We start from the raw sequence: 21814 nt of genomic DNA, 5'->3' as shown, positions 1-21814 counted from the left end.
TCGCCCCTATCGGATGTTCCGATAGGGGCTTTTTCTATTTCTCAAAGAAACAAATGTTAAATAATTCCGAATCTTATGATAAAATTTTATAAGCGCTTACAATTTTAAGGGAGGTGATATAAACTATACAAAACTCATATTCAATTTTATAGAAAACAAGGAGGATGTCTAAATGACAAAGAAAACAGAAATCCCATCGCATTTAAAACCATTCGTATCCACACAACATTATGATCAATACACACCGGTGAATCACGCTGTGTGGCGTTACATTATGAGACAAAATCATAGCTTCTTAAAAGACGTTGCCCATCCAGCCTATGTGAATGGACTACAATCATCTGGTATTAATATAGATGCAATTCCAAAGGTAGAAGAAATGAACGACTGTTTAGCACCAAGCGGATGGGGAGCCGTAACGATTGACGGACTTATTCCTGGCGTCGCATTCTTCGATTTTCAGGGGCACGGATTACTACCAATTGCAACAGATATTCGTAAAGTAGAAAATATCGAGTACACACCAGCTCCAGATATTGTACACGAAGCGGCAGGACACGCACCGATTTTACTTGATTCTACATATGCAAAATATGTGAAACGTTTTGGCCAAATTGGTGCGAAAGCTTTCTCAACAAAAGAAGAACATGATGCATTTGAAGCTGTTCGTACATTAACGATTGTCAAAGAAAGCCCTACTTCTACTCCTGATGAAGTTAAAGCTGCTGAAAATGCTGTAATTGAAAAACAAAACTTAGTTTCTGGTTTATCAGAAGCTGAACAAATTTCACGTCTTTTCTGGTGGACAGTGGAGTACGGATTAATTGGAAATATTGAAGATCCAAAAATTTACGGTGCTGGCCTTCTTTCTTCTGTCGGTGAAAGCAAACATTGCTTAACAGATGCTGTAGAAAAAGTTCCTTTTTCCATCGAAGCATGTACAGGGACAACTTATGATGTAACAAAAATGCAGCCACAGCTATTTGTTTGTGAATCATTTGAAGAGTTGACTGAGGCACTTGAGCAGTTCTCTACAACGATGGCGTTTAAAACAGGTGGCTCAGAAGGATTAGAAAAAGCAATCCGCTCCGAAAATCATGCTACAACTGAGCTAAGTAGCGGATTACAAATTACAGGTACCTTTACAGAAACAATTAAAAATGATGCTGGTGAAGTCATTTACATGAGAACAAGCTCTCCAACTGCATTAGCAATGCATAATAAACAGTTGGCAAATCATTCTACATCTGTACATAGTGATGGATTCGGGACACCGATCGGATTACTAGATGGAGATATTGCATTAGAAAATTGTGCAGAAGAACAGTTACAATCTTTAGGTATTACAATTGGAAATAATGTAGAACTTACTTTTGCAAGTGGCATACATGTAAAAGGAACAGTAACAGACATTATAAAGAATGATAAAAAGATTGCTCTTATCTCCTTTATGGATTGCACAGTTACTCATAAAGATCGCATATTATTTGATGCTTCGTGGGGAGCATTTGATATGGCTGTTGGCTCACAGATCACTTCGGTATTCCCAGGAGCAGCAGATGCAGCCGCATTCTTCCCGATGGATGAAGAAGTTCAAGAAACTCCTGATCCTCTTGTACTGACTGAGCTTGAACGTATGTATCAAACAGTTCGGGATATTCGTAATGAAAATATTTTACACGATGCTCACACTGATCAATTAGCAGCAATTCAAGAGGTATTAAATAAATTTTATCCGAAAGAATGGCTGCTTCGCCTTGAAATATTAGAATTACTTTTAGAGCATAACAAAGGGCACGAAACATCAGCAGCATTATTACAACAACTTTCTACTTTCACAACTGACGAAGCTGTAACACGCCTTATTAACAATGGTCTTGCGCTACTGCAGGTAAAGGATGTGAAAAATGATGCTACGATTAACTGAAGAAGAAGTTCAAGGGGAATTATTAAAGGTAGATAAATGGATGGTAAAAGATGAAAAATGGATTGAACGAAAATATATGTTTTCCGACTACTTAAAAGGAGTCGAATTTGTCTCTGAAGCCGCCAAACTATCAGAAGAACATAATCACCATCCATTTATCCTTATCCAGTATAAAGCAGTCATTATTACTTTGTCATCTTGGAATGCAAAAGGTTTAACGAAACTAGATTTTGACCTTGCAAAGCAATTTGACCAACTATTTTTACAAAACGAAAAAGCAATTATAAGAAAGTAAAAAAGAGAAGCCTTTTTTAGGCTTCTCCTTTTATTTTGAAATATATACAATGTCCAAATGGATCCTTGGCCTGTAATATTCCATCTTTGTACGTAGCAATTTTGCCAATATTTTTTAAGCTTTCACATACTTGCTCTTTTTGTTTTTCATCCGCTAGTACAATTGTGAAATATTTCAAGCCAACGGAATTTGGCATTTGTGGTGGTATTCCTTCGCCTTGCCACGTATTTAAACCGATATGATGATGATAACCACCTGCGGATACGAACAACGCTCCATTGCGAGCTGGGATTGTTACTTCAAAGCCAAGACCATCAACGTAGAAACGTTTCGCTTCTTCTAAGTCAGCTACATGTAAATGAATATGCCCCATCACAGTACCAGCCGGGAACCCATTCCATGCACTTCCTTGCTGCAATAATCCTTCGCCGTCTAACGGGTTACTAACAAATGGTAGCTCTCCATTCTCATCACGCCAAACTTCTTTTTGGCGATCATGATAAATTTCAATCCCGTTTCCATCTGGATCAGCTAAATAAAGAGCTTCACTAAAGTAATGGTCAGCCCCACCATGTAATGGGTGCACTCTCTCAACAAAATGGCGAAGAATATTGGCTAAGTCTTGTCTGTTTGGTAATAAAATTGCATAGTGATATAAACCAGTTCGACCTCTTTGCTTCGGAAGAGCGTCTTCCTTTTCTTCTATTATGAGAAGTGGCTCATTTTCCTCATTACCAAACGTAACGATTGTACTTTTTTCTTCCAATACCTTCATACGCAATACTTCTGTATAAAACTCTAGCGATTTCTTTAAATTTGATACATATAAATGAACAACCCCAAGTGTTGTTTCGGGATGAAGTTGAAAGCTCATCTTGTTATACCCCCATTTAAATTAGTTCTTCTTTGACATTTTCTCTTTTAAGAAATTATCTACAAAACCATCAGCTTTCGCAACAAATAAGTACGCACCCATTGCTAACAATGCAAGTTCTAATTCGAAGCCAGGATTTTTTCCATCTCCTAATAAACCAGCTGACCATTTCACTTTTACAATCGCTCCAACCATAACAAGTGCAAATAATAATCCAATATATCTTACACCTAAACCTAGAATTAACAATAGACCTCCAACTAATTCAACTGTTGCTACACCGTACGCAAGTCCTCCTGGTAAACCAATGCTTGTAAACCACCCTGCAATATTGTCAATTCCTGATTGGAATTTTGTTAAACCGTGCATAAAGAACGTTACCCCTAACACGATACGAATAATTAAGTTACCAATATGTTGATTCATTTCTTTCTCTCCTTTATAGTTTTCTTATACAAAACTTTTATTCACATTACAAAACATACACTAATTATTTTTATTCGTCAATTCATTTTTCATGAGAAAAAATATATTTTTTTTGCTATGATACAAATAGTTGTTTACAAAAAGGAGCTTGATTTTATGAATATTGGTTCTGCAATACGTGAAATTCGTCAACGTAGAGGCATAACAATTGCACAAATTTGTGAAGGAACAGGGCTTTCTAAAGGCTTTATGAGTCAGGTTGAAAATAATAAAACATCACCGTCTATCTCAACTTTAGATACAATCTCCAATTTTTTAAACGTTCCCCTTCCTTATTTATTGTTAGAACAAAAAGATCGATTGAAAATTGTCAAAAAAGACGAACGGAAATACAGTGTATACGGCAAAGATGAGCAAAGAATTGAACATGTTGCGGAGCAAGGTGGACTTCGCCTAAATCTCGTGGAAATTCCTGCCGGGTTTCCGAAAGAAAACTCACCAAACGCCCATGAAGGTGAAGAGTGTCATCTTGTATTACGCGGAAAGCTAGAAGTTCAACATGGTGAAGATATTGCAATTGTAGAAGAAGGTGATTCTTTCTCTTGGAATGCGTGCGTTCCACATATTGTTCGTAATATAGGGGAAGAAACTGCATTATTACTTATCTCTAGCCATGCAGAAAATCGAAAACGTGTTTACTAAAAAATAAAAAGAAGCCTGTCTCATAACAGGCTTCTTTTTTCATTCCCTTATAATTCCATAACTCGTCCCAACTAGCACAGTCTTTTCATGTTGGTTGCGATAAACTGACTCGATTGAAACTTTTTTATACCCTTCCATTTGCTCAATATTTGTTAAAGTTAATTCACAAGTAATCGTATCCCCTGTAAAAACTGGTCTAATAAACTCACTTACTAATTCTCTTGCTATGTAATGTAACTCTTCGCCTACTTTCGTTCCAATGCTAGCAGTCAATAAACCATGAACCATTAATCGTCCATTCTCATCATATTCCATATGATGTCTCCCTTTATCACCTGTAATATTTGCAAATTCGAAAACTTCTTCCTCAGTAAATCTTCTTTCGTATTTAAATACTTCCCCAACTTTTATACTCATTTTTATCCCCCGTTTAATAAACTGAATTTTCTTTTATTTTATCATAAAATGAGTCTCAATTCAGTTTATATTATTAAAATAGCAATCCTTTTTCTTCACTACCTTATAAGTTTATCGGTGTCCATCCTTTTTTGCTACTTGATACCCGTAGTACGCACATGTCCCATTTCTTGATAACTCTCTTACTTCAAAACCACAACTTCTATAAAAATCAAAATTGGTAGCGGCTGTATGTGCAAACCAATCACCATGAGGAAGCTTTTGCAAACAAAGAGCTACCAGTTTCTTACCTAATCCTTTCCCTCTATACTCATACTTCACAACTAAATTTACTATGTTAGCAACCATGATTTGATCAGAAATCACTCTAACCATCGCGACCATCTCTTCTTCATCCCAAATTGTGAAAGCCCATGTTGAATTTTCAAATGCTATCGAAAATTTTTCAATTTGCCAAGAAGGGATATTATCATTACTCCAACCAGCATCTTCAAATAATGTTTTAATTGCATAGGCTGGCACTCCATTCGTTCCTTCACGAATAATTAGTCCATTATGATAAATATACACGTAATCCCTCCTTTTATTTTTATATACCATTCTTCAAAAAGTATATTTTACCTTTAAAAAATTGAACTTTTTCATCCAACTCTCTTAATAGAATAAACTAAGACATCAATCCCATGAAATGCAGTTGTTTTTTCATAGCTAAGTCCTGTTTTTCTAGCTACAAATATTGAAGCTGGGTGGTTCGGATTAATAAGTGAAATTAATTTATTCATTTGTAATGCTTGAAAACCATAGTCTCGAAATGCCGCCGCTGCCTCTTTCGCATACCCTTTCCCCCAGTACTTAGGAAGTAGCCAATAGCCAATCTCAATTTCCTCTTTTCCATCTACCTTCTGCTTGACAAGCCCTGCATGACCAATTCGTATCCCTGTTTCCTTTTCAATCATTACAAATAAACCAAGACCATTTTTATAATTCGGAAGCACCCACTCCTCCAAACTTTTTTTACATTGCATATATGTTTTTAACGTCCCATTTCCAATATAGCGCATTACCTTCTCATTCCCCCATAAAGACGCATAAAACGATAAATCATCCCTTGTATATTTACGAAATTGTAAGCGATCTGTATGGAACACTTTTAACTCACTCCCATCATTTTGAACCTTATTACATATCAATATATTTCAAACTATATAAATGTTAACTAATTTATAAAAGAAAGAAAATTCAGTCTTATAAAGGTGTATTATATCAAAAAAAAGCAGTAGACAAAAGAGTGCCTACTGCATCCATATCATAACTAGCAAAAAGAAAACTACAACTGAGGGGGGTGTAGGATTTTCAAATATACTAGATACTTATCCCGTTCTAACGGGCGGTAAACTTTCCAATTATATGAAAGTGAAAAGTTTACCGCACATAAGAACTTTAACGGTTATTAAGAGAGCACCGTTAAGTACTCAAATACACGCTGTGCTTTTTCTCCACCCATTCGAGCATGTTGAAGAAGGGAAATACCATGTGGGCCAGATGCACGTAATGCTTCTGGTTGTGCCACTAAAATAGCTTGTACGACTTCTAACTCTCCAAGCATAGCCGCTGCGAAAATATCCATCCGAGCACCCTTTTCTAGTAAATAAAGAGCAATGTCTTTACGACCTACATGTGCTGCTGCTCCTAACGCACTTTCCCAATCTGAACCACCCCAATTATAAGAAGCATGAAGTAAGCTAGGTGATTCGAACAAAAGCTCCTGTACCCTTTCTAGATCTCCATGAGCTGCCATAACAAATTCTCTTACTAATTCAGTGGTAATACGTTCTTCTGTTTGCATCGCTCTGCTCCTTTTTTAGAAATTCGTTTCGGTGTAAAAAATGGCTTGTCGCTTCCTTGAAAAATATCTACTTCTATGCCAAATACATGTTGGAACATTTCATGACATAACACTTCTTCTGGTATACCGTCATACTGAAGCTTCCCTCGCTTTAATACGAGTAAACGATCACTATATTGAGCCGCTTGGTTAATGTCATGTAAAACCATTATAATTGTCATACCAAACTCCTCGTTTAATCGTTTCACAAGTTCCATTACTTCCAACTGGTGAACGATATCCAAAAAGGTTGTTGGTTCATCTAATAATAAGACATTTGTACGTTGTGCTAGCGTCATCGCAATCCAAGCACGTTGTCTTTCTCCTCCTGATAAAGATTGCAAAAGGCGATATTCATACCCTGCAAGATTTGTAACAGACAATGCCCAATCAACAATTTCTTCATCTTCTTCATTTAAGCGACCACTCCATGATTTATGGGGGCCTCTTCCGAACTGTATTAACTCTTTCACTGTTAAATCTAATTGATGATCATGCATTTGTGGTAACATCGCTAATTGCTTCGCTACATCCACACTCTTCATCGTATGAATATTTTCCCCATCTAAAATGATATCTCCTTCGCTTTGTTTAAGTAGCCTTGCTATTAAACGAAGCAAAGTAGATTTCCCCGATCCATTCGGACCGATTAAACTAACGATTTCTCCAGCTTTAATATGTACATTCATATTTTGCATTTGAAATCTTTCAGAATGTGCGTAAAACACTTTGTTAACGGAAATCACGTTGTTTTCCTCCTCTATGAATTAAATATAAGAAGAACGGACCACCCAAGAAGGACAATAAAATACCAACAGGCAATTCGATTGGATCGAACCAACTTCGAGCTATCGCATCCGCGAAAACAAGTAATATCCCTCCGCCAAGGCATGATAATGGCAGTAAATATTTATAGTCATTTCCAACTAATAAACGTAACATATGTGGTACAACAAGACCGACAAATCCAATAAGTCCGGAAACACTAACCGCAATTCCAGCTAACAATGTACTTACTACTATTAAATAAAACCGACTTCTCTCCACGTTATGCCCTAATAATTTTGCCATTTCATCTCCTAGCATTAATACTCGAATATGCTTAATGCCAAAGAGAGCCAATATAATAGCGAATATTGCATAATAAATAATCATGTTTAAATGCGCCCAACTTACACCACCAATGCCACCAGCTAACCACGGTAACACAGATTGTACTTTATCACTATGTAATAACATTAATGCTGACGTTGCTGCACCAATTAATGCATTGATTGATACACCTACTAAGACGATTCTTGAAGGTGGTGCCCCTTTTTGCCATGATAAAGCATAAATAACCATCGCTGTTATGAACGCACCTAAAAATGCTCCTAGCGGTAAAAAAGCCATATGCTGAGGAAATAGAATCATAATTACAATTGCTACAAGACCTGCTCCGGATGAAACCCCGATAATGCCAGGGTCTGCAAGAGGGTTTCTCATAACCCCTTGCAGTAATGCTCCCGAGGCTGCTAAACATGTTCCTACAATAAACCCAACGAGCACTCTGGGTATACGAAGATCCCATACAATTCGATGAACTGTCGAACCTTCATCTTGTATCCCTGTTAGAATGTCTCCTAAAGAAAAGGATAAACTTCCTGCGAAAAGACCATAAAAAAGACCTAGAATCGTTAATACAACTAAAGTAACTGCTGTTACCCATCTTTTTTTCGCAAAAGGATGTTCCTTTTCTCTTACTGCTTCACTACTCTCCATACTCATCATTTCCTTACATCTTGTATACTTTTATACATAAAGTCCATTGCTTCTGTTACTTTTGTTCCAGGATTTGATCCAAATAAATCTGGCGGCAAAATAACAACACGATTTTGTTTGACTGCATCTAAATTTTTCCACGCTTCATTTTTCATCATTTCGCCTTCAAATGCTTTTTTCACACTATTTGGATCTCCATGTGTAATTAAATAAATTACATCTGGGTTCGCCTCAATAATGCGTTCTACACTTAGCTGTGCATATTGCGGATATTCTTTCATTTCTGGAAAACCAGCTGCAATATTTTTACCGCCCGTTTTTTCTAAAATATCACCTGACAGAGATGTTGGTAACGCTGCTAAATAAGTGCCTGGTGCTCCATATACCAGCAATGCTTTAACGTCACTCTTTTTCTCATATTGCTTCATTTGATCATTAATTTTTTGATTAAGTTCTTTTGCTTTATCTTCTTTCTTCATTACTGTTCCATACATTTCAATACTCTTTTGAATATCTTTTACAGAATTGGCTGAAGAAATGATTACTTTTGTTCCTTGTCCTTCGACCGTTGGAATGTTCTTTTGGAATCCATTATTAGCAACAAGTACATCCGGTTTTAAACTAGCAATTTGCTCAAAATTCGGTTGATGTGCATTTCCGATTACTTGTGCTTTCTTTAATTCCTCTGGGAGAGTTAATTTTGTATCAGGACGACCTACTATTTTCCCACCTAAAGCGTGAATAATATCCAAGTCCCCCATACTCAACGTTGCAAAACTTTCAGGAACTTTATTGAATGTTACCTTTCTTTTTGAGAGATCGGTAATTTCGATTTTGTCTGTTCCTTTTTCTGTTTTTGTTGCAGATGCTTTTTCGTTTTCCTTTGCACTGCAACCTATTAACAAGAAAAAAATAGATAAGATCGCTGTGAACAGCGTAATAGATTTTTTCATTCTTCCACCTCTAATTGATAATGATAATCATTGACTACTATTCTACTTTAATTGATAAGGATTATCATTGTCAACATGAAACGCATACATTTTCTACAAAAAACAAAAAAACGCTACAAAAAGATTTCTTCTTTTCGTAGCGCCCTATTTAACAATTTTCTTCATATTCGCTCTCCTCTAATTGGTCACGCATCGCTTTAACACGCTTAAAGAAGAAAAAAGAAAGAACTAAAAATACAATAATACTTCCCATCATAACAAAAGACTGTACCATACTTTTAATTCCACTTGGAATTAATAAACCGATCATTAAAAATGTACTTATAGCTAAAAGTACTTGTGCAAACCGGGTATAATCTGCTATTTTTTCTTGTAATTCTTTCATCTGCTTATCACTCCCATCCTCACTTTATCACATTCTATCAAGCTTAAAGACAAGTAAATAGAACCAATCTGGGAGATGTTTTCCAAAGTAAAAAAGAGCCGCTTACTCGCGGCTCTTTTTTATCTATTATACGCCTTTATATGCTTCCATATAGATTTCTTTCAGCTCTGAAATGAGCGGTAATTTTGGATTAGCTGTTGTACATTGATCTTCAAAAGCTCTTTCTGCTAATAATGCAACAACCTCTTCAAATTGGTCTTTAGCAACTCCTTGTCCTGCAATACTCATATTTATATTTAAGCTTTTTCCAAGCTCAATAATTGCTTGGACGAGTGATTCCACACCTTCCGCTTTTGAGCTTGCTGGAAGCCCGAGCATTCTCGCAATATGTGCATAGCGTTCATCAGCCACAAAATGCTCATATTTTGGGAACAATGCGTGTTTTCTTGGCTTAATAGCATTATAACGAACTACATGCGGCATAAGAATTGCATTCGCACGCCCATGCGGAATATGGAATTCTGGCCCAATTTTATGTGCTAAACTGTGATTAATACCTAGGAATGCATTTGCAAATGCCATTCCTGCGATTGCGGAAGCGTTATGCATTTTTTCTCGTGCTTCTGCGTCATTTCCGTCTTTATACGCTCTTGGTAAATATTTAAAGACGAGATCAATTGCTTTTAATGCTAATCCATCTGTATAGTCATTTGCCAGAACAGACACATACGCCTCGATTGCATGCGTTAATACGTCCATACCAGTGTCTGCTGTTACATGAGGTGGTACTGTCATTACAAATTGCGGATCAACAATCGCTACATCTGGTGTTAATTCATAATCTGCGAGCGGATACTTTATATTATTTTTCTTATCTGTAATAACCGCAAATGGTGTCACTTCTGACCCTGTTCCTGATGTTGTTGGAATAGCAACAAACTGCGCTTTATTTCCTAATTCCGGATATTTACATGTACGTTTTCTTATATCTAAAAACTTTTGTTTAATGCCATAGAATGTTGTTTCTGGATGCTCATAGAAAAGCCACATCCCTTTCGCTGCATCCATAGCAGAACCACCACCAAGTGCGATAATTACATCTGGCTTAAAACTTCTCATCATTTCCGCACCTTTAAACACAGTTTCATCTGATGGATCTGGCTCAACTTCAAAGAAAACTTCAACTTTCACATCATTTGCATGCTTACGTAAATAGTGTGTAACTGTATCTACATAACCGTGCTCAACCATCCCTGGATCCGTTACAATAAATGCGCGGGAAATGTTAGGCATGTTTGCTAAATATGCTGTCGCATGTTTTTCAAAATAAATTTTGGGTGGTAATTTGAACCACTGCATATTCTTTTTTCTATTTGCCAACCTTTTTATATTTAATAAATGAGTCGCCGTTACGTTTTGGGAAACTGAGTTTTTCCCGTAGGAGCCACAACCAAGCGTAAGTGATGGAATAAATCCATTATATATATCACCGATTCCACCTTGTGATGAAGGTGCATTTACAATGAGACGACAGGCTTTCATACGTAACCCAAATTGTTTTTGTACTTCTTTATTTGTAGAATGGATAACCGCTGAATGCCCTAGGCCACCAAGCTCTAACATTTCTTCGCAATATGTAAATCCTTCTTCTAATGAATTTGCTTTTACACAAGCTAACACTGGGCTCAGTTTCTCACGAGATAGTGGATATGCTGCCCCGATACCTTTAATTTCAGCTACAAGCATTTTTGTATGTTCAGGTACAGTAATTCCTACTAATTCAGCAATATACTGTGCTGATTTCCCAACAATATCACTATTTACTGCACATGTATTTTCATTAATAACAAGCTTTTCTAATTTCTTTCTCTCTTCCTCTGTTACAAAGTAACAATTATTTGCAATCATTTCTGTTTTAACATCATCATAAATTTCTTTATCGATAATGATTGCCTGTTCCGATGCACAAATCATACCGTTATCAAATGTTTTCGATAAAATTAAATCATTAACAGCTCGTTTTACATGTGCTGATTTCTCTATATAACACGGTACATTACCAGGACCTACACCAAGTGCTGGTTTACCAGTAGAATAAGCCGATTTCACCATACCAGCCCCTCCAGTTGCTAGAACGAGCGCGACACCATCATGGTTCATTAATTGTTTCGTTGCTTCCACAGAAGGTCTTTCAATCCATTGAATACAATGCTTTGGTGCACCGGCCTTCACTGCTGCATCATATACTGTTTTCGCCGCTGCAACGGAACAATTTTGTGCAGAAGGATGAAATGCGAAAATAATTGGATTTCTCGTTTTTATCGCGATTAACGCTTTAAACATTGTTGTCGACGTTGGGTTCGTTACAGGCGTTACCCCAGCTACTACACCGACAGGTTCTGCAATTTCTATTACTTCTTCATGAGGATCTTCATGAATAATTCCTACCGTTTTATCTTTCTTTATACTATGCCAAATATATTCAGTGGCAAAAATATTTTTTATACATTTGTCTTCATAGACACCACGGCCCGTTTCTTCAACAGCCAATTTCGCAAGCGGCATATGTTGATCAACACCTGCTAGTGCCATTTCATGAACAATGTTGTCAATCTGCTCTTGTGTAAAACTTTCTAATGCTTGTAAAGCTTCTTGACCGTTATTTACTAACGTATCAATCATCTCTTTTACCTCTTGCATTTCATTTACAACTTTCTCTTTGACTACCATGTAAATTTCCTCCTATTCTGTTATCACGGTCTTTATAAGTCCCTATAGGTCATAATAAGTCCCGATTAGCGAAAAAAAATAGAGTTACCGTCCTACATGAATCCCATTGTTTGTGAAACATTTCACAAGTTTGTTCGTGAATAACATTTCATGAATTCAATATACATGAAATCATTTCATTTGTGTATGTCTAATTTGTGAAATATTTCACAAATTAACATAATAAAAATGCACTGCTCTATATTAGCAGTGCATTTTTATTATGCTAGTGCTTGTGCCAAATCTTCAATTAAATCTTCTCCATCTTCAATACCAACAGAGATTCGAATTAATGTATCTGTAATTCCTAATTCTTTACGGCGATCTGCTGGGATTGATGCATGTGTCATTTGAGACGGGATAGAAATTAAACTTTCTACTGCTCCTAAACTTTCAGCAAGTGTGAAGTACTGTAACTTCTCAAGTACTCTATTTAACGTTTCCTCACTGTCTACATCAAATGAGATGATTGCACCAAATCCATTCGCCTGTTCTGTTGCTAATTCGTGATTTTGATGTGATTCAAGACCTGGATAATATACTTTATTTACTTTTGGATGGTTATTTAAAAACTCAGCAATTGCGCGTGAATTTATTTCATGCTCTTCCATACGAATTCCTAACGTTTTTAAACCGCGAAGTAGTAGGAAGCTATCTTGTGGTCCAAGAATACCTCCTGTTGAGTTTTGCACGAAATGAAGATCTTCTGCTAGTTGTGGGCTATTTACAACGACTAGGCCTGCAACTACGTCACTATGACCTCCTAAATATTTCGTTGCACTATGAAGTACAATGTCTGCTCCTAAAGAAATTGGCGACTGCCAATATGGCGTCATGAATGTGTTATCAATAATTGTTAATAAATCGTTTTCTTTAGCAAGAGTAGATATTTTCTTAATATCAGTAATTTTTAGTAATGGATTCGTTGGTGTTTCTACATAAATTGCTTTCGTATTTGGGCGAATTGCTTCTACAACTTCCTCTAGGTTTGTTGTATCTACAAATGTATGCTCAATGCCGAAACGATTTAGTATTTTTGTAATCACGCGGTATGTTCCGCCATAAACATCATCTGTTAAAATAACGTGGTCACCTTTTGAGAATAGCATAATAGTTGCTGTAATAGCAGCCATTCCTGAGCCAAATGCAAATCCAGCATGACCGTTTTCTAATACAGCAATCATTTCTTCTAAAGCTGCACGTGTTGGGTTGCCTGTACGTGAATATTCATATCCTTGATGCTTACCAACTGCTTCTTGTTTGTACGTACTTGTTTGATAGATCGGTACGTTTACAGATCCAGTTGAAGGTTCTCCTATGCGAATACCATGAATTAATTTTGTCTTTGCTCTCATTTTCTATTCCCATCCTTTGTATATGTCTTTGCTTAAATAGCGCTCACTACTATCAGGAAAAATCGTTACAATATTTGTACCTGGTGTTGCTTTCTCTGCCTCAAGTAAGCTCGCATGAAATGCTGCTCCTGAAGAGCTTCCAACAAGAAGGCCTTCCTTTTGCGCCAATTCTTTCACTCGTAAAAATGCATGTCGATCAGAAATCGTATGAATTTCATCAAAATAAGATGTTTTTAAAAATGGTGGAATGAATTCAAGACCAATTCCTTCTGTTTCATGTGAACCAGCTTTACCGCCATTTAAAATAGAGCCTTCTGGTTCTACAATAACCGTTTTAATATCAATGTTTTTCTCTTTCAAATAAGATGCAGTTCCCATAAACGTACCGCCAGTTCCTGCCCCTGCAACAAATATGTTAATCTCTCCATTCAGTGCCGACCAAAGTTCAGGTCCTAGCGTTTTAAAATAAGCACGAGGGTTTGCTTCATTCGCAAACTGACTTGGAGAGTATGAATTTGGTATTTCCTTTACTAATTCTTTTGCCTTTGCAATTGCGCCGGTCATTCCTTGCTCAGTCGGTGTATGCACAACCGTTGCACCTAGCGCTTTCATTAATTCTTGCTTTTCAATACTAAATTTCTCTGGTACACAAACGATGACACGTAAATCATGTTCTAACGCTGCAAGTGCCAGTCCAATGCCAGTATTTCCAGCCGTCGGTTCAATAATTGTTCCGCCCTGGGTAACAAGCCCTTTTTCTAACGCATCTTCGATTAATTCTCTTCCTAAACGATCCTTAACGCTTCCGCCTGGGTTGTAAAATTCAAGCTTTGCAAATAAACGGACTCCTTCTGGAAGTGAAAAACGAGTAATTTCTACAATTGGTGTATGACCAATCAATTCATGAACGCCACGATATACATTCATCGTGTTCTCCCCCTTATTTGCCAATAAAGAAAAGGCAACTGTATGTATTTTCTTTATATGAGACAGTTGCCTTTTTGTTACATTACTTTAACTCTTCTAGTACTTTTACGATAAAGTTTGTAGAATGAAGAGCTGCTTGATCTAAAAATTGATCAAATGAAACATTTGATTCTTTACCAGCAATATCAGAAAGTGCACGAATAATAACAAACGGAACTTCATATTGGTGGCATACTTGTGCAACAGCTGCTGCTTCCATTTCTACTGCATAAAGATCTTCAAATTTATCACGAATTGCCGCAACGCGGTTCGGATCACTCATAAATGAATCGCCTGTTGCAATCATACCTTTTACAACTTGAATATTTTCTTCTGCCTGCATACATTTCTCAGCTAATGCAACTAATGCGTCATCAGCTTTAAATCCAGGCGGCATTCCTGGCACTTGACCATATTCATAGTTAAATGCTGTTACATCTACGTCATGGTGACGAACTTCTGTTGAAATAACCACATCTCCAACATTTAAAGAGTGATGGAATCCACCAGCTGAACCAGTATTAATTACTTTTTCAGGCTTATATCTTTCTAATAAAATCGTCGTTGACATCGCTGCGTTTACTTTACCAATACCAGACTTTAACAAGATTACTTCATGTCCTGCTAATAGCCCTTTCGTAAATTCACAACCTGCAACAGTTTCTGTTTCTGCTTGTTCTAGTTTGTCACGTAAAATACGTACTTCTTCTTCCATTGCTCCAATTACAGCAATTCTCAATCTAATCCCTCTTTCTATTGCTTAGTTGCCTCCATTACCCAAACGAAATGATTTAATCTCGTGAACGTTACATGGAAGCCATTGTTTTCAAAAATAGATTGCATGATAGGAATACGTGTATAGTATTCTGTTTGCAAATCGTTTGCTAACTGATGAAAACCTCTTTGTTTTGCTGTTTCAACAGTTTTATCATATGCATCTTGATCTGCAAATATTGTATCAGCAAACACTATTTTACCACCTTTGTTTAGCAATTGACTATACTTCGCAATCGCTACGTCTTTTTCTTCATCTGTTAAATGATGAAATGCATAGGTGCTCACAATGGTATCAATTGAATTTGGAACTTCGAATGAAAGAAAATCACCTTCTGTAATTGAAAATTTTTGCGGCAATTTTTCTTTAGCAATCATGCGCATTTCGCGTGACGGTTCTATACCGTAAACTGTACGACCAGCAAGTAATAATTTATTTGTTAAATTGCCAGTACCAACACCAAATTCTAATACGTTACCAAATGACTTGTTAACTACATCCTCTAAAATGTCCTCATAACGGGCGAAAACTTCTTTATATTGTATATCTTCACCTTGTACGAATGAGTCGTACGTATGAGCCCACTCATCAAATAAACCATTAAATTCTGTCCCCATAAAAATTCCCCTTTTTCTTATCGGTTTTATCAGTATAATATGCCCTCTTTCTAAAAATGTCAATTGAAATGTACATGGTATTTCCTTCTTTTCTTTGTTACACTATAGGTGATTACATAGGAGAGGGGTCGTCTTCGTGTCATTTACCTTTGAAATGTTAGAAGATAAAGTAGAGTTTTTTGAAGCGGGAGACTTAGCTTCTTTAGAACGAAAAATTAGTGAACAAATCGATAATAATAAAGCACTTATGCTTGAGGTTCATCACATCTCGCATCAAATGGTTATGGATCCGGAAAGCAAAAGACCATATTATAGCGCGGTTGTTCATTTTAAATTAAAAAAATTACGCTAACTAAAAAAGAGAAGCTCATAAGAGCTTCTCTTTTTTAGTTTAGAGTTTGAACAAGTACTGGTTTCCAGCCTTCATTGTCTACCCAATCAATATTTACATAATATTTTTTACCTGATTGTTTATCTTGTACGTTACCGTAAGCTTTATTCTTACCGTTATTTCCGATTCTATGAATAACTAATTGCTCTACTGGAACGTCAATTGCAGCGGAAATTGCTTGATTCATCTCATTCCAATCTGCTGTACCTTTTTTAAACGTCATCGCAGGTGTTGCGCCTTGCTCTGTACCTACTGGCTTCCAAGAAGATTTCGTATAAGCATCGGTTGCCTTTGGCTGTGTTTTTTCAGCTGGTACTTTCTCGTTAGCTTTCGCTTCTTCTTCAGCTTTTTTCTGTTCTTCTTCAGCCTTTTGCTTCTCTTCTTCCTTCTTCTTAGCTTCTGCCTTCTCTTGCTCGTTCTTCTTCGTCTCTTCTTTACCTTTAGCTTTCTCAGCTTTATTCTCTTTTGTTGTTTGCTGAGCTACTTTTTTATCACTAGAAGACGCTTGCTCTTTTGTTTCAGGAACAAACAATTGATATGCCACAATAGCTACTGCTACTAATACAATAGCGATTGCAATATTTAAAACACCGTTTTGACGACGTTTTTGTTGTTTCTGTTGGAATCTAGATCCTCCTGCCATTCTTCAAACCTCCATGCAGTTTTTCATACTTGCTATTGTAACATTAAATCTAGAAAGGTTGAACATTTACAATAATATTTTCACGAAATGAAAACATTTCATAAATAATTGCAAGATTACTTTTCATTTTCTAATCTATGAATTGCTTCTACCAGCTCTGTAAAAACGGGTGTAACTACATTTTTGTTACTATCTGTTTCTATATCAACTACAACTAAAGCATACCTTGGATTTTCATATGGAAAATAACCTGCAAACCAGCGATTCACCTTTTCTCCTTTTCCTGTTTGTGCCGTTCCAGATTTTCCGGCAACATTTAGTGGTAACGAACGGAACACTGTTCCCGTTCCTTTCTCCGTCGTTACAACACCTCTTAATAATTCTTGTAGCTTTTTCACCGTTTCATAAGAAAGCTGTTTCCCAGTTAATTCATGATTTTCAAATGTAAAAAAGTCGGTTCCATTTTTATACACTATTTTTTTTACAGCTTTCACTTCCAACTTCTCTCCATCTCTAGCAATTGTCGCCATCATATTCGCTATAGCTAGAGGCGACACGCGTACATCTTTTTGTCCAATCATCGTTTGAGCAATGGCTTTTCTACTAACTTTATTTTCTTCACTTCTCCAAATTACAGCATTCTTTTCTTCTGGTAATTGCTCAAATTCCGATGTATGAAATACCGAACCTTTCCACCCTACCTTCTTACTTGCTCCTAAGGCCCCTAAATACGTTTCTAACACATCCCTATCCTTTTGCATTAGTTCATCACCTAATACAGCAAACGTTCGATTACAGCTTCTAGCAAAGCTTTCCTTAAAGTTTAATGACCCCATCATAACTTGTGGAAGATTTTCACCGTATAAATCCGTATTACAGTTAAATACACGGTTAAATCGCACCAAATTTTGATCAATTGCCGCCGCTGCAACTACTGTTTTAAAAACAGATCCAGGAAAATGAGGAGTTAACATTTGATTTTCCAGTGTTGCTTTGTATGCGCTCCTATCATTCATCTGTAAAGATGGCTTACTTACCATTGCTAAAACTTCACTATTTTTTATGTCTAGTAATACTAATCCACCTTTTTTTATTCCGTTTTCATTTATAATCTGTTCAGCTTGCCGTTGCAACGTTTTATGTAACGTTGTTTGAATAGTAACTGGATAAAATGGATTTCCTGGTGAAGTGTATTTTGCCTGCTTCCCGAAAATCGGCTCTCCTTGCCGATCCACTTGATATAGTACTTTTGCTTCTCCATCAGTAAGTAAAAATTCATCAAATGATTGTTGCAATCCGGAAATACCAATTGGCGTTTGTTCCGAAAGTTTTTTCATTTCTCCATAGCGCTTTTGAAATTCCTGTTCATTCTCTCCCACATCACCAATTAAATGATTTACCTCTCCCGTTTGCTTCAATCGAGCTTCTGCTGCTACAATGCCTAAAGTATCTAACTGATTTACCTTCTCCATCTGCTCAACCGTTAATTGAAATGGGATATTCCCCCTTTGTAATATAAATGCTTTATTCTTACTTTTCATTTGCAGTCTTATCTCTTGTCTCGACAAACCAATGATATGCGAAATTTTCTCTAACATGTCATTTTTTATTTGTAAAAATGGAAAAATAATTAGAACTGGATATTTCTCTTCACCGATTTCCTTACCATTTCGATCTGTAAAGTGCCCTCTTCCATTATCTACTGTAAGTGATTGCGTTCGCTGCGTAACACTTTTTTCAATTAAATTGATATTTTGGTCAGTAAATGATTCCGTATCTAAAATCTGTATTTGGATTAAGCGACAAAGTAGTAAAAACATTACACTCATAAAACAAATTAAAACAACTGTAATTCTCCGTTTTATTTTCATAAAAAACACCTCGTCTCATGTAGTTTAGACGAGGTGTTTCATCTTTTATACAAATAAAAAAATCACCCGTTTTTACACGAGTGATTTTTACGTTATTTTACAGAGATAATCTCTACTTGCATTTCTCCACCTGGTGTTTGAATTGCTACCTTCTCACCAATTTGCTTACCTAATAAACTTTTTGCGATTGGAGAATCGTTAGAAATTCTTCCTTCAAATGGATCTGCTTCTGCGCTACCTACGATTGTGTAAGATTCTTCATCTCCACCTGGTAACTCTTTAAATGTTACTGTTTTACCTAATGTAACAACTGTAGATTCTTCACCGTTATCTGTGATGATAACTGCGTTACGAATCATGTTTTCTAATTGTGTAATACGTCCTTCTACGAACGCTTGCTCATCTTTTGCTGCATCGTACTCAGAGTTCTCAGAAAGATCTCCGAAGCTACGTGCAATCTTAATGCGCTCTACAACCTCTTTACGTTTTACCGTTTTTAAATCCTCAAGTTCGTTCTCTAGCTTTTGCTTACCCTCTTGCGTCATTGGGTATGTTTTTTCTGTTGCCATATTTTCCACTCCTTTTATATACCAATCCCCTGAAAAAAAGAGGAGTTCCATATGAAAACTCCCCCACTTATATGTGTAGCGGAGGTTTCTAGTACGCTTGCACTAGCGGAGTTGTCACATACAACCCCGTATTCCCAATTCTTCTTTATATAAAGAAGATATGTATGGAAAGTTGATATAAATATGCCCTCACCTATATATAGATGAGGTTGCATGTTTCATTGTATTCGATAGGAAGGGAAAAAATCCCTTCCTATCGTATATCTTTTACTATGCTATTACAAATTTACTTTTTGTTCAAGAATTGTTGCAATTTTTGTCACCATAATATCAATTGCAACATGGTTTTGTCCACCTTCAGGGATAATAATATCCGCAAATTTCTTAGAAGGCTCAATAAATTGATTGTGCATTGGACGTACAACAGTTACGTATTGATCAATAACTGAATCCATCGTACGACCACGCTCTTCAATATCACGCTGCATGCGGCGTAAAATACGAAGATCCGCGTCTGTATCAACGAATAGCTTAATGTCCATTAACTCACAAAGACGTGGGTCTTCTAAAATAAGAATTCCTTCTAAAATGATTACATCTTTCGGCTCAACTGGAATAATTTCTTCTGAACGCGTATGCAATGTATAGTCATATACAGGCTTATCAATTTGCTCATATGCAAGCAACTGCTGCAAATGTTCAATTAACAGATCATTATCAAACGCAAGCGGATGATCATAATTTGTTTTTAAACGCTCTTCCATTGGTAAATGGCTTTGATCTTTGTAATAATAATCTTGCTCCAAGATTAAAATGGAATGACCTTTAAAATGGTCAAAAATCGCTTTCGTTACACTTGTTTTTCCTGATCCTGAACCACCAGCGATTCCAATTACAACAGGCTTATTCGTCCCCATTCGACTACCACTCTTTCTTATTGAAGTATGTTTTTGCGCATCATATTATTCACATACACTGGTTGATCCACTTTGAATTTCACGATTTGCAACGGATGTCTCGCTGCATCTAATTCGTTTCCATCCTCATCCCAAATTTTCTCCACCGTCTGCGTAAAGTTTTCTATTTCTGGTCCAAAGAACTCCACTTCATGTCCTGGTTTGAAGTGATTACGTTGCTCAAGCGTTACGATGCCCGTTTCTTCATTATAATCTAACACTAAACCAGCAAAATCATACGTTGTTTTCTTACTATGATTTCCAAACATTTGCTCTTGATGTCCTGGAACCCCTTCAAAGAATGCAGGAGCTGTGTCACGATTTGCACATTTATCAAGCTCATCTAACCACTCTTGTTTAAACTCAAAGTTATCCGGATCCGCACAATACGCATCAATTACTTTACGATATACAGTTGCCACAGTCGCTACGTAATGGATAGATTTCATACGTCCTTCAACTTTTAAGCTATCAATTCCAATTTCAATCATTTTCGGAATTGATAAAATTAAATTTAAATCTTTTGGACTCATCGCAAAGTGAGCATCTTCTTCTTGGAATAAAGGAAGCTCTTTTGCATCTTTATGTTGTGATACCGTTTGAACTAAATCATAGTCCCAGCGACAAGATTGACAACAACCACCACGGTTAGAGTCACGCGCTGTCATATGGTTACTTAATGTACATCTTCCTGAATATGCGATACACATTGCACCATGGACGAATGCTTCAATTTCAATATCCACTTTGTCCTTAATTTCTTTCATCTCTTCATAGCTTGCTTCACGAGCTAATACAAGACGATGTAAACCTTCTTCTTTCCAATACTGTGCTGCTTTCCAGTTGGATAGCGATTGTTGTGTACTTAAATGCACCTCAACAGAAGGTGCTACACGTTTACATGTCTCAATAATAAGCGGATCAGCAACGATAATTCCCGTTACGCCAGCTTTTTCAATCCCTTTTAAATATTCCTCTAGCCCGTCCATATTTTCATTATGTGCAAAAATATTTGTTGTTACATATATTTTCGCTCCATATTTCTTTGCAAATTCAACGCCTTCTGCCATGTCTTCCAGCGTAAAGTTACCTGCATTCGAACGAAGACCAAATTCTTGTCCACCTAAATATACAGCATCTGCCCCATAATGGATAGCTACTTTTAATTTTTCTAAGTTACCCGCAGGGATTAACAGTTCAGGTTTCTTCACAATAACGCGTTTGCCATCGATCACTCGTGAAATTTCTTGTACAGTCATTTCCTACACCCTCCTCGT

General features: G+C 36.6%; 24 protein-coding genes and 1 other annotated feature (1 of these 25 cut by a window edge). Of the genes, 4 read left to right on the top strand and 20 right to left on the bottom strand.

What is annotated here, in order from left to right; genetic code table 11:
* Positions 1-11 (top strand) — a binding site (T-box leader) (it extends 217 nt beyond the left edge of the window).
* A gap of 161 nt (positions 12-172) precedes the next feature.
* Positions 173-1927 carry an aromatic amino acid hydroxylase gene (locus tag Q3V31_RS14615; RefSeq protein WP_329765555.1) on the top strand — a complete coding sequence of 585 codons (1755 nt, stop codon included), beginning with the start codon at positions 173-175 and terminating at the stop codon, positions 1925-1927.
* Complete coding sequence (locus tag Q3V31_RS14610; RefSeq protein WP_000979550.1) at positions 1908-2222, top strand: 4a-hydroxytetrahydrobiopterin dehydratase; 315 nt, start codon at positions 1908-1910, stop codon at positions 2220-2222. The genes Q3V31_RS14615 and Q3V31_RS14610 overlap by 20 nt, the downstream gene beginning before the upstream one ends.
* 16 nt (positions 2223-2238) lie before the next feature.
* Here Q3V31_RS14610 and Q3V31_RS14605 read toward each other — a convergent pair whose 3' ends face one another.
* Entirely contained in the window at positions 2239-3096 is an 858-nt protein-coding gene (locus Q3V31_RS14605) for a VOC family protein (protein WP_097808910.1), read from the bottom strand.
* Between the two features lie 21 nt (positions 3097-3117).
* The gene (locus Q3V31_RS14600) at positions 3118-3522 is read right to left on the bottom strand and encodes a DoxX family protein (protein WP_001071557.1); all 405 of its coding nucleotides are present in this window, start codon (positions 3520-3522) and stop codon (positions 3118-3120) included.
* Positions 3523-3678: 156 nt separating this feature from the next.
* Between Q3V31_RS14600 and Q3V31_RS14595 the strand changes: the two genes are divergently transcribed.
* Positions 3679-4224 carry a helix-turn-helix domain-containing protein gene (locus tag Q3V31_RS14595; protein WP_001020690.1) on the top strand — a complete coding sequence of 182 codons (546 nt, stop codon included), beginning with the start codon at positions 3679-3681 and terminating at the stop codon, positions 4222-4224.
* Between the two features lie 39 nt (positions 4225-4263).
* Here Q3V31_RS14595 and Q3V31_RS14590 read toward each other — a convergent pair whose 3' ends face one another.
* The 13 genes from Q3V31_RS14590 to Q3V31_RS14530 form a co-directional block, all read right to left on the bottom strand.
* A complete protein-coding gene (locus Q3V31_RS14590; protein ID WP_000025016.1) occupies positions 4264-4641 on the bottom strand; it encodes a hotdog family protein in 378 nt (125 codons plus the stop codon).
* Positions 4642-4752: 111 nt separating this feature from the next.
* The gene (locus tag Q3V31_RS14585; RefSeq protein WP_000276110.1) at positions 4753-5211 is read right to left on the bottom strand and encodes a GNAT family N-acetyltransferase; all 459 of its coding nucleotides are present in this window, start codon (positions 5209-5211) and stop codon (positions 4753-4755) included.
* A 71-nt stretch (positions 5212-5282) separates the two neighbouring features.
* Positions 5283-5831 (bottom strand): GNAT family N-acetyltransferase, encoded by a 549-nt coding sequence (locus Q3V31_RS14580; RefSeq protein WP_002077284.1) that lies wholly within the window; start codon positions 5829-5831, stop codon positions 5283-5285.
* A 260-nt stretch (positions 5832-6091) separates the two neighbouring features.
* Entirely contained in the window at positions 6092-6487 is a 396-nt protein-coding gene (locus Q3V31_RS14575) for an ankyrin repeat domain-containing protein (protein WP_001192768.1), read from the bottom strand.
* On the bottom strand, positions 6454-7272 hold the full coding sequence (locus tag Q3V31_RS14570) for an ABC transporter ATP-binding protein (RefSeq protein ID WP_000626523.1): 819 nt from the start codon (positions 7270-7272) through the stop codon (positions 6454-6456). The genes Q3V31_RS14575 and Q3V31_RS14570 overlap by 34 nt, the downstream gene beginning before the upstream one ends.
* Entirely contained in the window at positions 7259-8287 is a 1029-nt protein-coding gene (locus Q3V31_RS14565; RefSeq protein WP_002094405.1) for a FecCD family ABC transporter permease, read from the bottom strand. The genes Q3V31_RS14570 and Q3V31_RS14565 overlap by 14 nt, the downstream gene beginning before the upstream one ends.
* A gap of 5 nt (positions 8288-8292) precedes the next feature.
* The gene (locus Q3V31_RS14560) at positions 8293-9240 is read right to left on the bottom strand and encodes a helical backbone metal receptor (RefSeq protein WP_000748447.1); all 948 of its coding nucleotides are present in this window, start codon (positions 9238-9240) and stop codon (positions 8293-8295) included.
* A 148-nt stretch (positions 9241-9388) separates the two neighbouring features.
* The gene (locus tag Q3V31_RS14555) at positions 9389-9625 is read right to left on the bottom strand and encodes a YrhC family protein (protein WP_000661439.1); all 237 of its coding nucleotides are present in this window, start codon (positions 9623-9625) and stop codon (positions 9389-9391) included.
* Between the two features lie 126 nt (positions 9626-9751).
* Positions 9752-12355: a bifunctional acetaldehyde-CoA/alcohol dehydrogenase gene (gene adhE, locus Q3V31_RS14550; protein WP_016130274.1), complete on the bottom strand. Its 2604-nt coding sequence runs from the start codon at positions 12353-12355 to the stop codon at positions 9752-9754.
* 260 nt (positions 12356-12615) lie between these two features.
* Positions 12616-13749 (bottom strand): bifunctional cystathionine gamma-lyase/homocysteine desulfhydrase, encoded by a 1134-nt coding sequence (locus Q3V31_RS14545; RefSeq protein ID WP_001201901.1) that lies wholly within the window; start codon positions 13747-13749, stop codon positions 12616-12618.
* A gap of 3 nt (positions 13750-13752) precedes the next feature.
* Positions 13753-14676: an O-acetylserine dependent cystathionine beta-synthase gene (locus Q3V31_RS14540; RefSeq protein WP_001103865.1), complete on the bottom strand. Its 924-nt coding sequence runs from the start codon at positions 14674-14676 to the stop codon at positions 13753-13755.
* 82 nt (positions 14677-14758) lie between these two features.
* Positions 14759-15454, bottom strand: coding sequence for a 5'-methylthioadenosine/S-adenosylhomocysteine nucleosidase (mtnN, locus tag Q3V31_RS14535; protein WP_001217032.1), 696 nt, complete (start codon positions 15452-15454; stop codon positions 14759-14761).
* Positions 15455-15468: 14 nt separating this feature from the next.
* On the bottom strand, positions 15469-16107 hold the full coding sequence (locus Q3V31_RS14530) for a class I SAM-dependent DNA methyltransferase (RefSeq protein ID WP_000536336.1): 639 nt from the start codon (positions 16105-16107) through the stop codon (positions 15469-15471).
* A 136-nt stretch (positions 16108-16243) separates the two neighbouring features.
* Here Q3V31_RS14530 and Q3V31_RS14525 point away from each other — a divergent pair, with 136 nt between their 5' ends.
* Positions 16244-16459, top strand: coding sequence for a YrzA family protein (locus Q3V31_RS14525; RefSeq protein WP_000010984.1), 216 nt, complete (start codon positions 16244-16246; stop codon positions 16457-16459).
* A 34-nt stretch (positions 16460-16493) separates the two neighbouring features.
* Here Q3V31_RS14525 and Q3V31_RS14520 read toward each other — a convergent pair whose 3' ends face one another.
* From Q3V31_RS14520 to Q3V31_RS14500, 5 genes are all read right to left on the bottom strand, one after another.
* Entirely contained in the window at positions 16494-17141 is a 648-nt protein-coding gene (locus tag Q3V31_RS14520) for a YrrS family protein (RefSeq protein WP_000907115.1), read from the bottom strand.
* A 116-nt stretch (positions 17142-17257) separates the two neighbouring features.
* The gene (locus Q3V31_RS14515) at positions 17258-19012 is read right to left on the bottom strand and encodes a peptidoglycan D,D-transpeptidase FtsI family protein (protein ID WP_000695160.1); all 1755 of its coding nucleotides are present in this window, start codon (positions 19010-19012) and stop codon (positions 17258-17260) included.
* A 92-nt stretch (positions 19013-19104) separates the two neighbouring features.
* Positions 19105-19581 (bottom strand): transcription elongation factor GreA, encoded by a 477-nt coding sequence (gene greA / locus Q3V31_RS14510; protein ID WP_000179964.1) that lies wholly within the window; start codon positions 19579-19581, stop codon positions 19105-19107.
* 278 nt (positions 19582-19859) lie between these two features.
* Positions 19860-20498 carry a uridine kinase gene (gene udk, locus Q3V31_RS14505; RefSeq protein ID WP_000537077.1) on the bottom strand — a complete coding sequence of 213 codons (639 nt, stop codon included), beginning with the start codon at positions 20496-20498 and terminating at the stop codon, positions 19860-19862.
* A gap of 17 nt (positions 20499-20515) precedes the next feature.
* Complete coding sequence (locus tag Q3V31_RS14500; protein WP_000217960.1) at positions 20516-21796, bottom strand: peptidase U32 family protein; 1281 nt, start codon at positions 21794-21796, stop codon at positions 20516-20518.
* Positions 21797-21814: the final 18 nt, after the last annotated feature.

Origin of the sequence: Bacillus nitratireducens (genome assembly GCF_036320425.1) — a bacterium.
GTDB classification, from domain to species: Bacteria; Bacillota; Bacilli; order Bacillales; family Bacillaceae_G; genus Bacillus_A; species Bacillus_A nitratireducens.
Note: the sequence above shows the minus strand (reverse complement) of the source record. Positions and strands in the feature narration are given on the sequence as shown.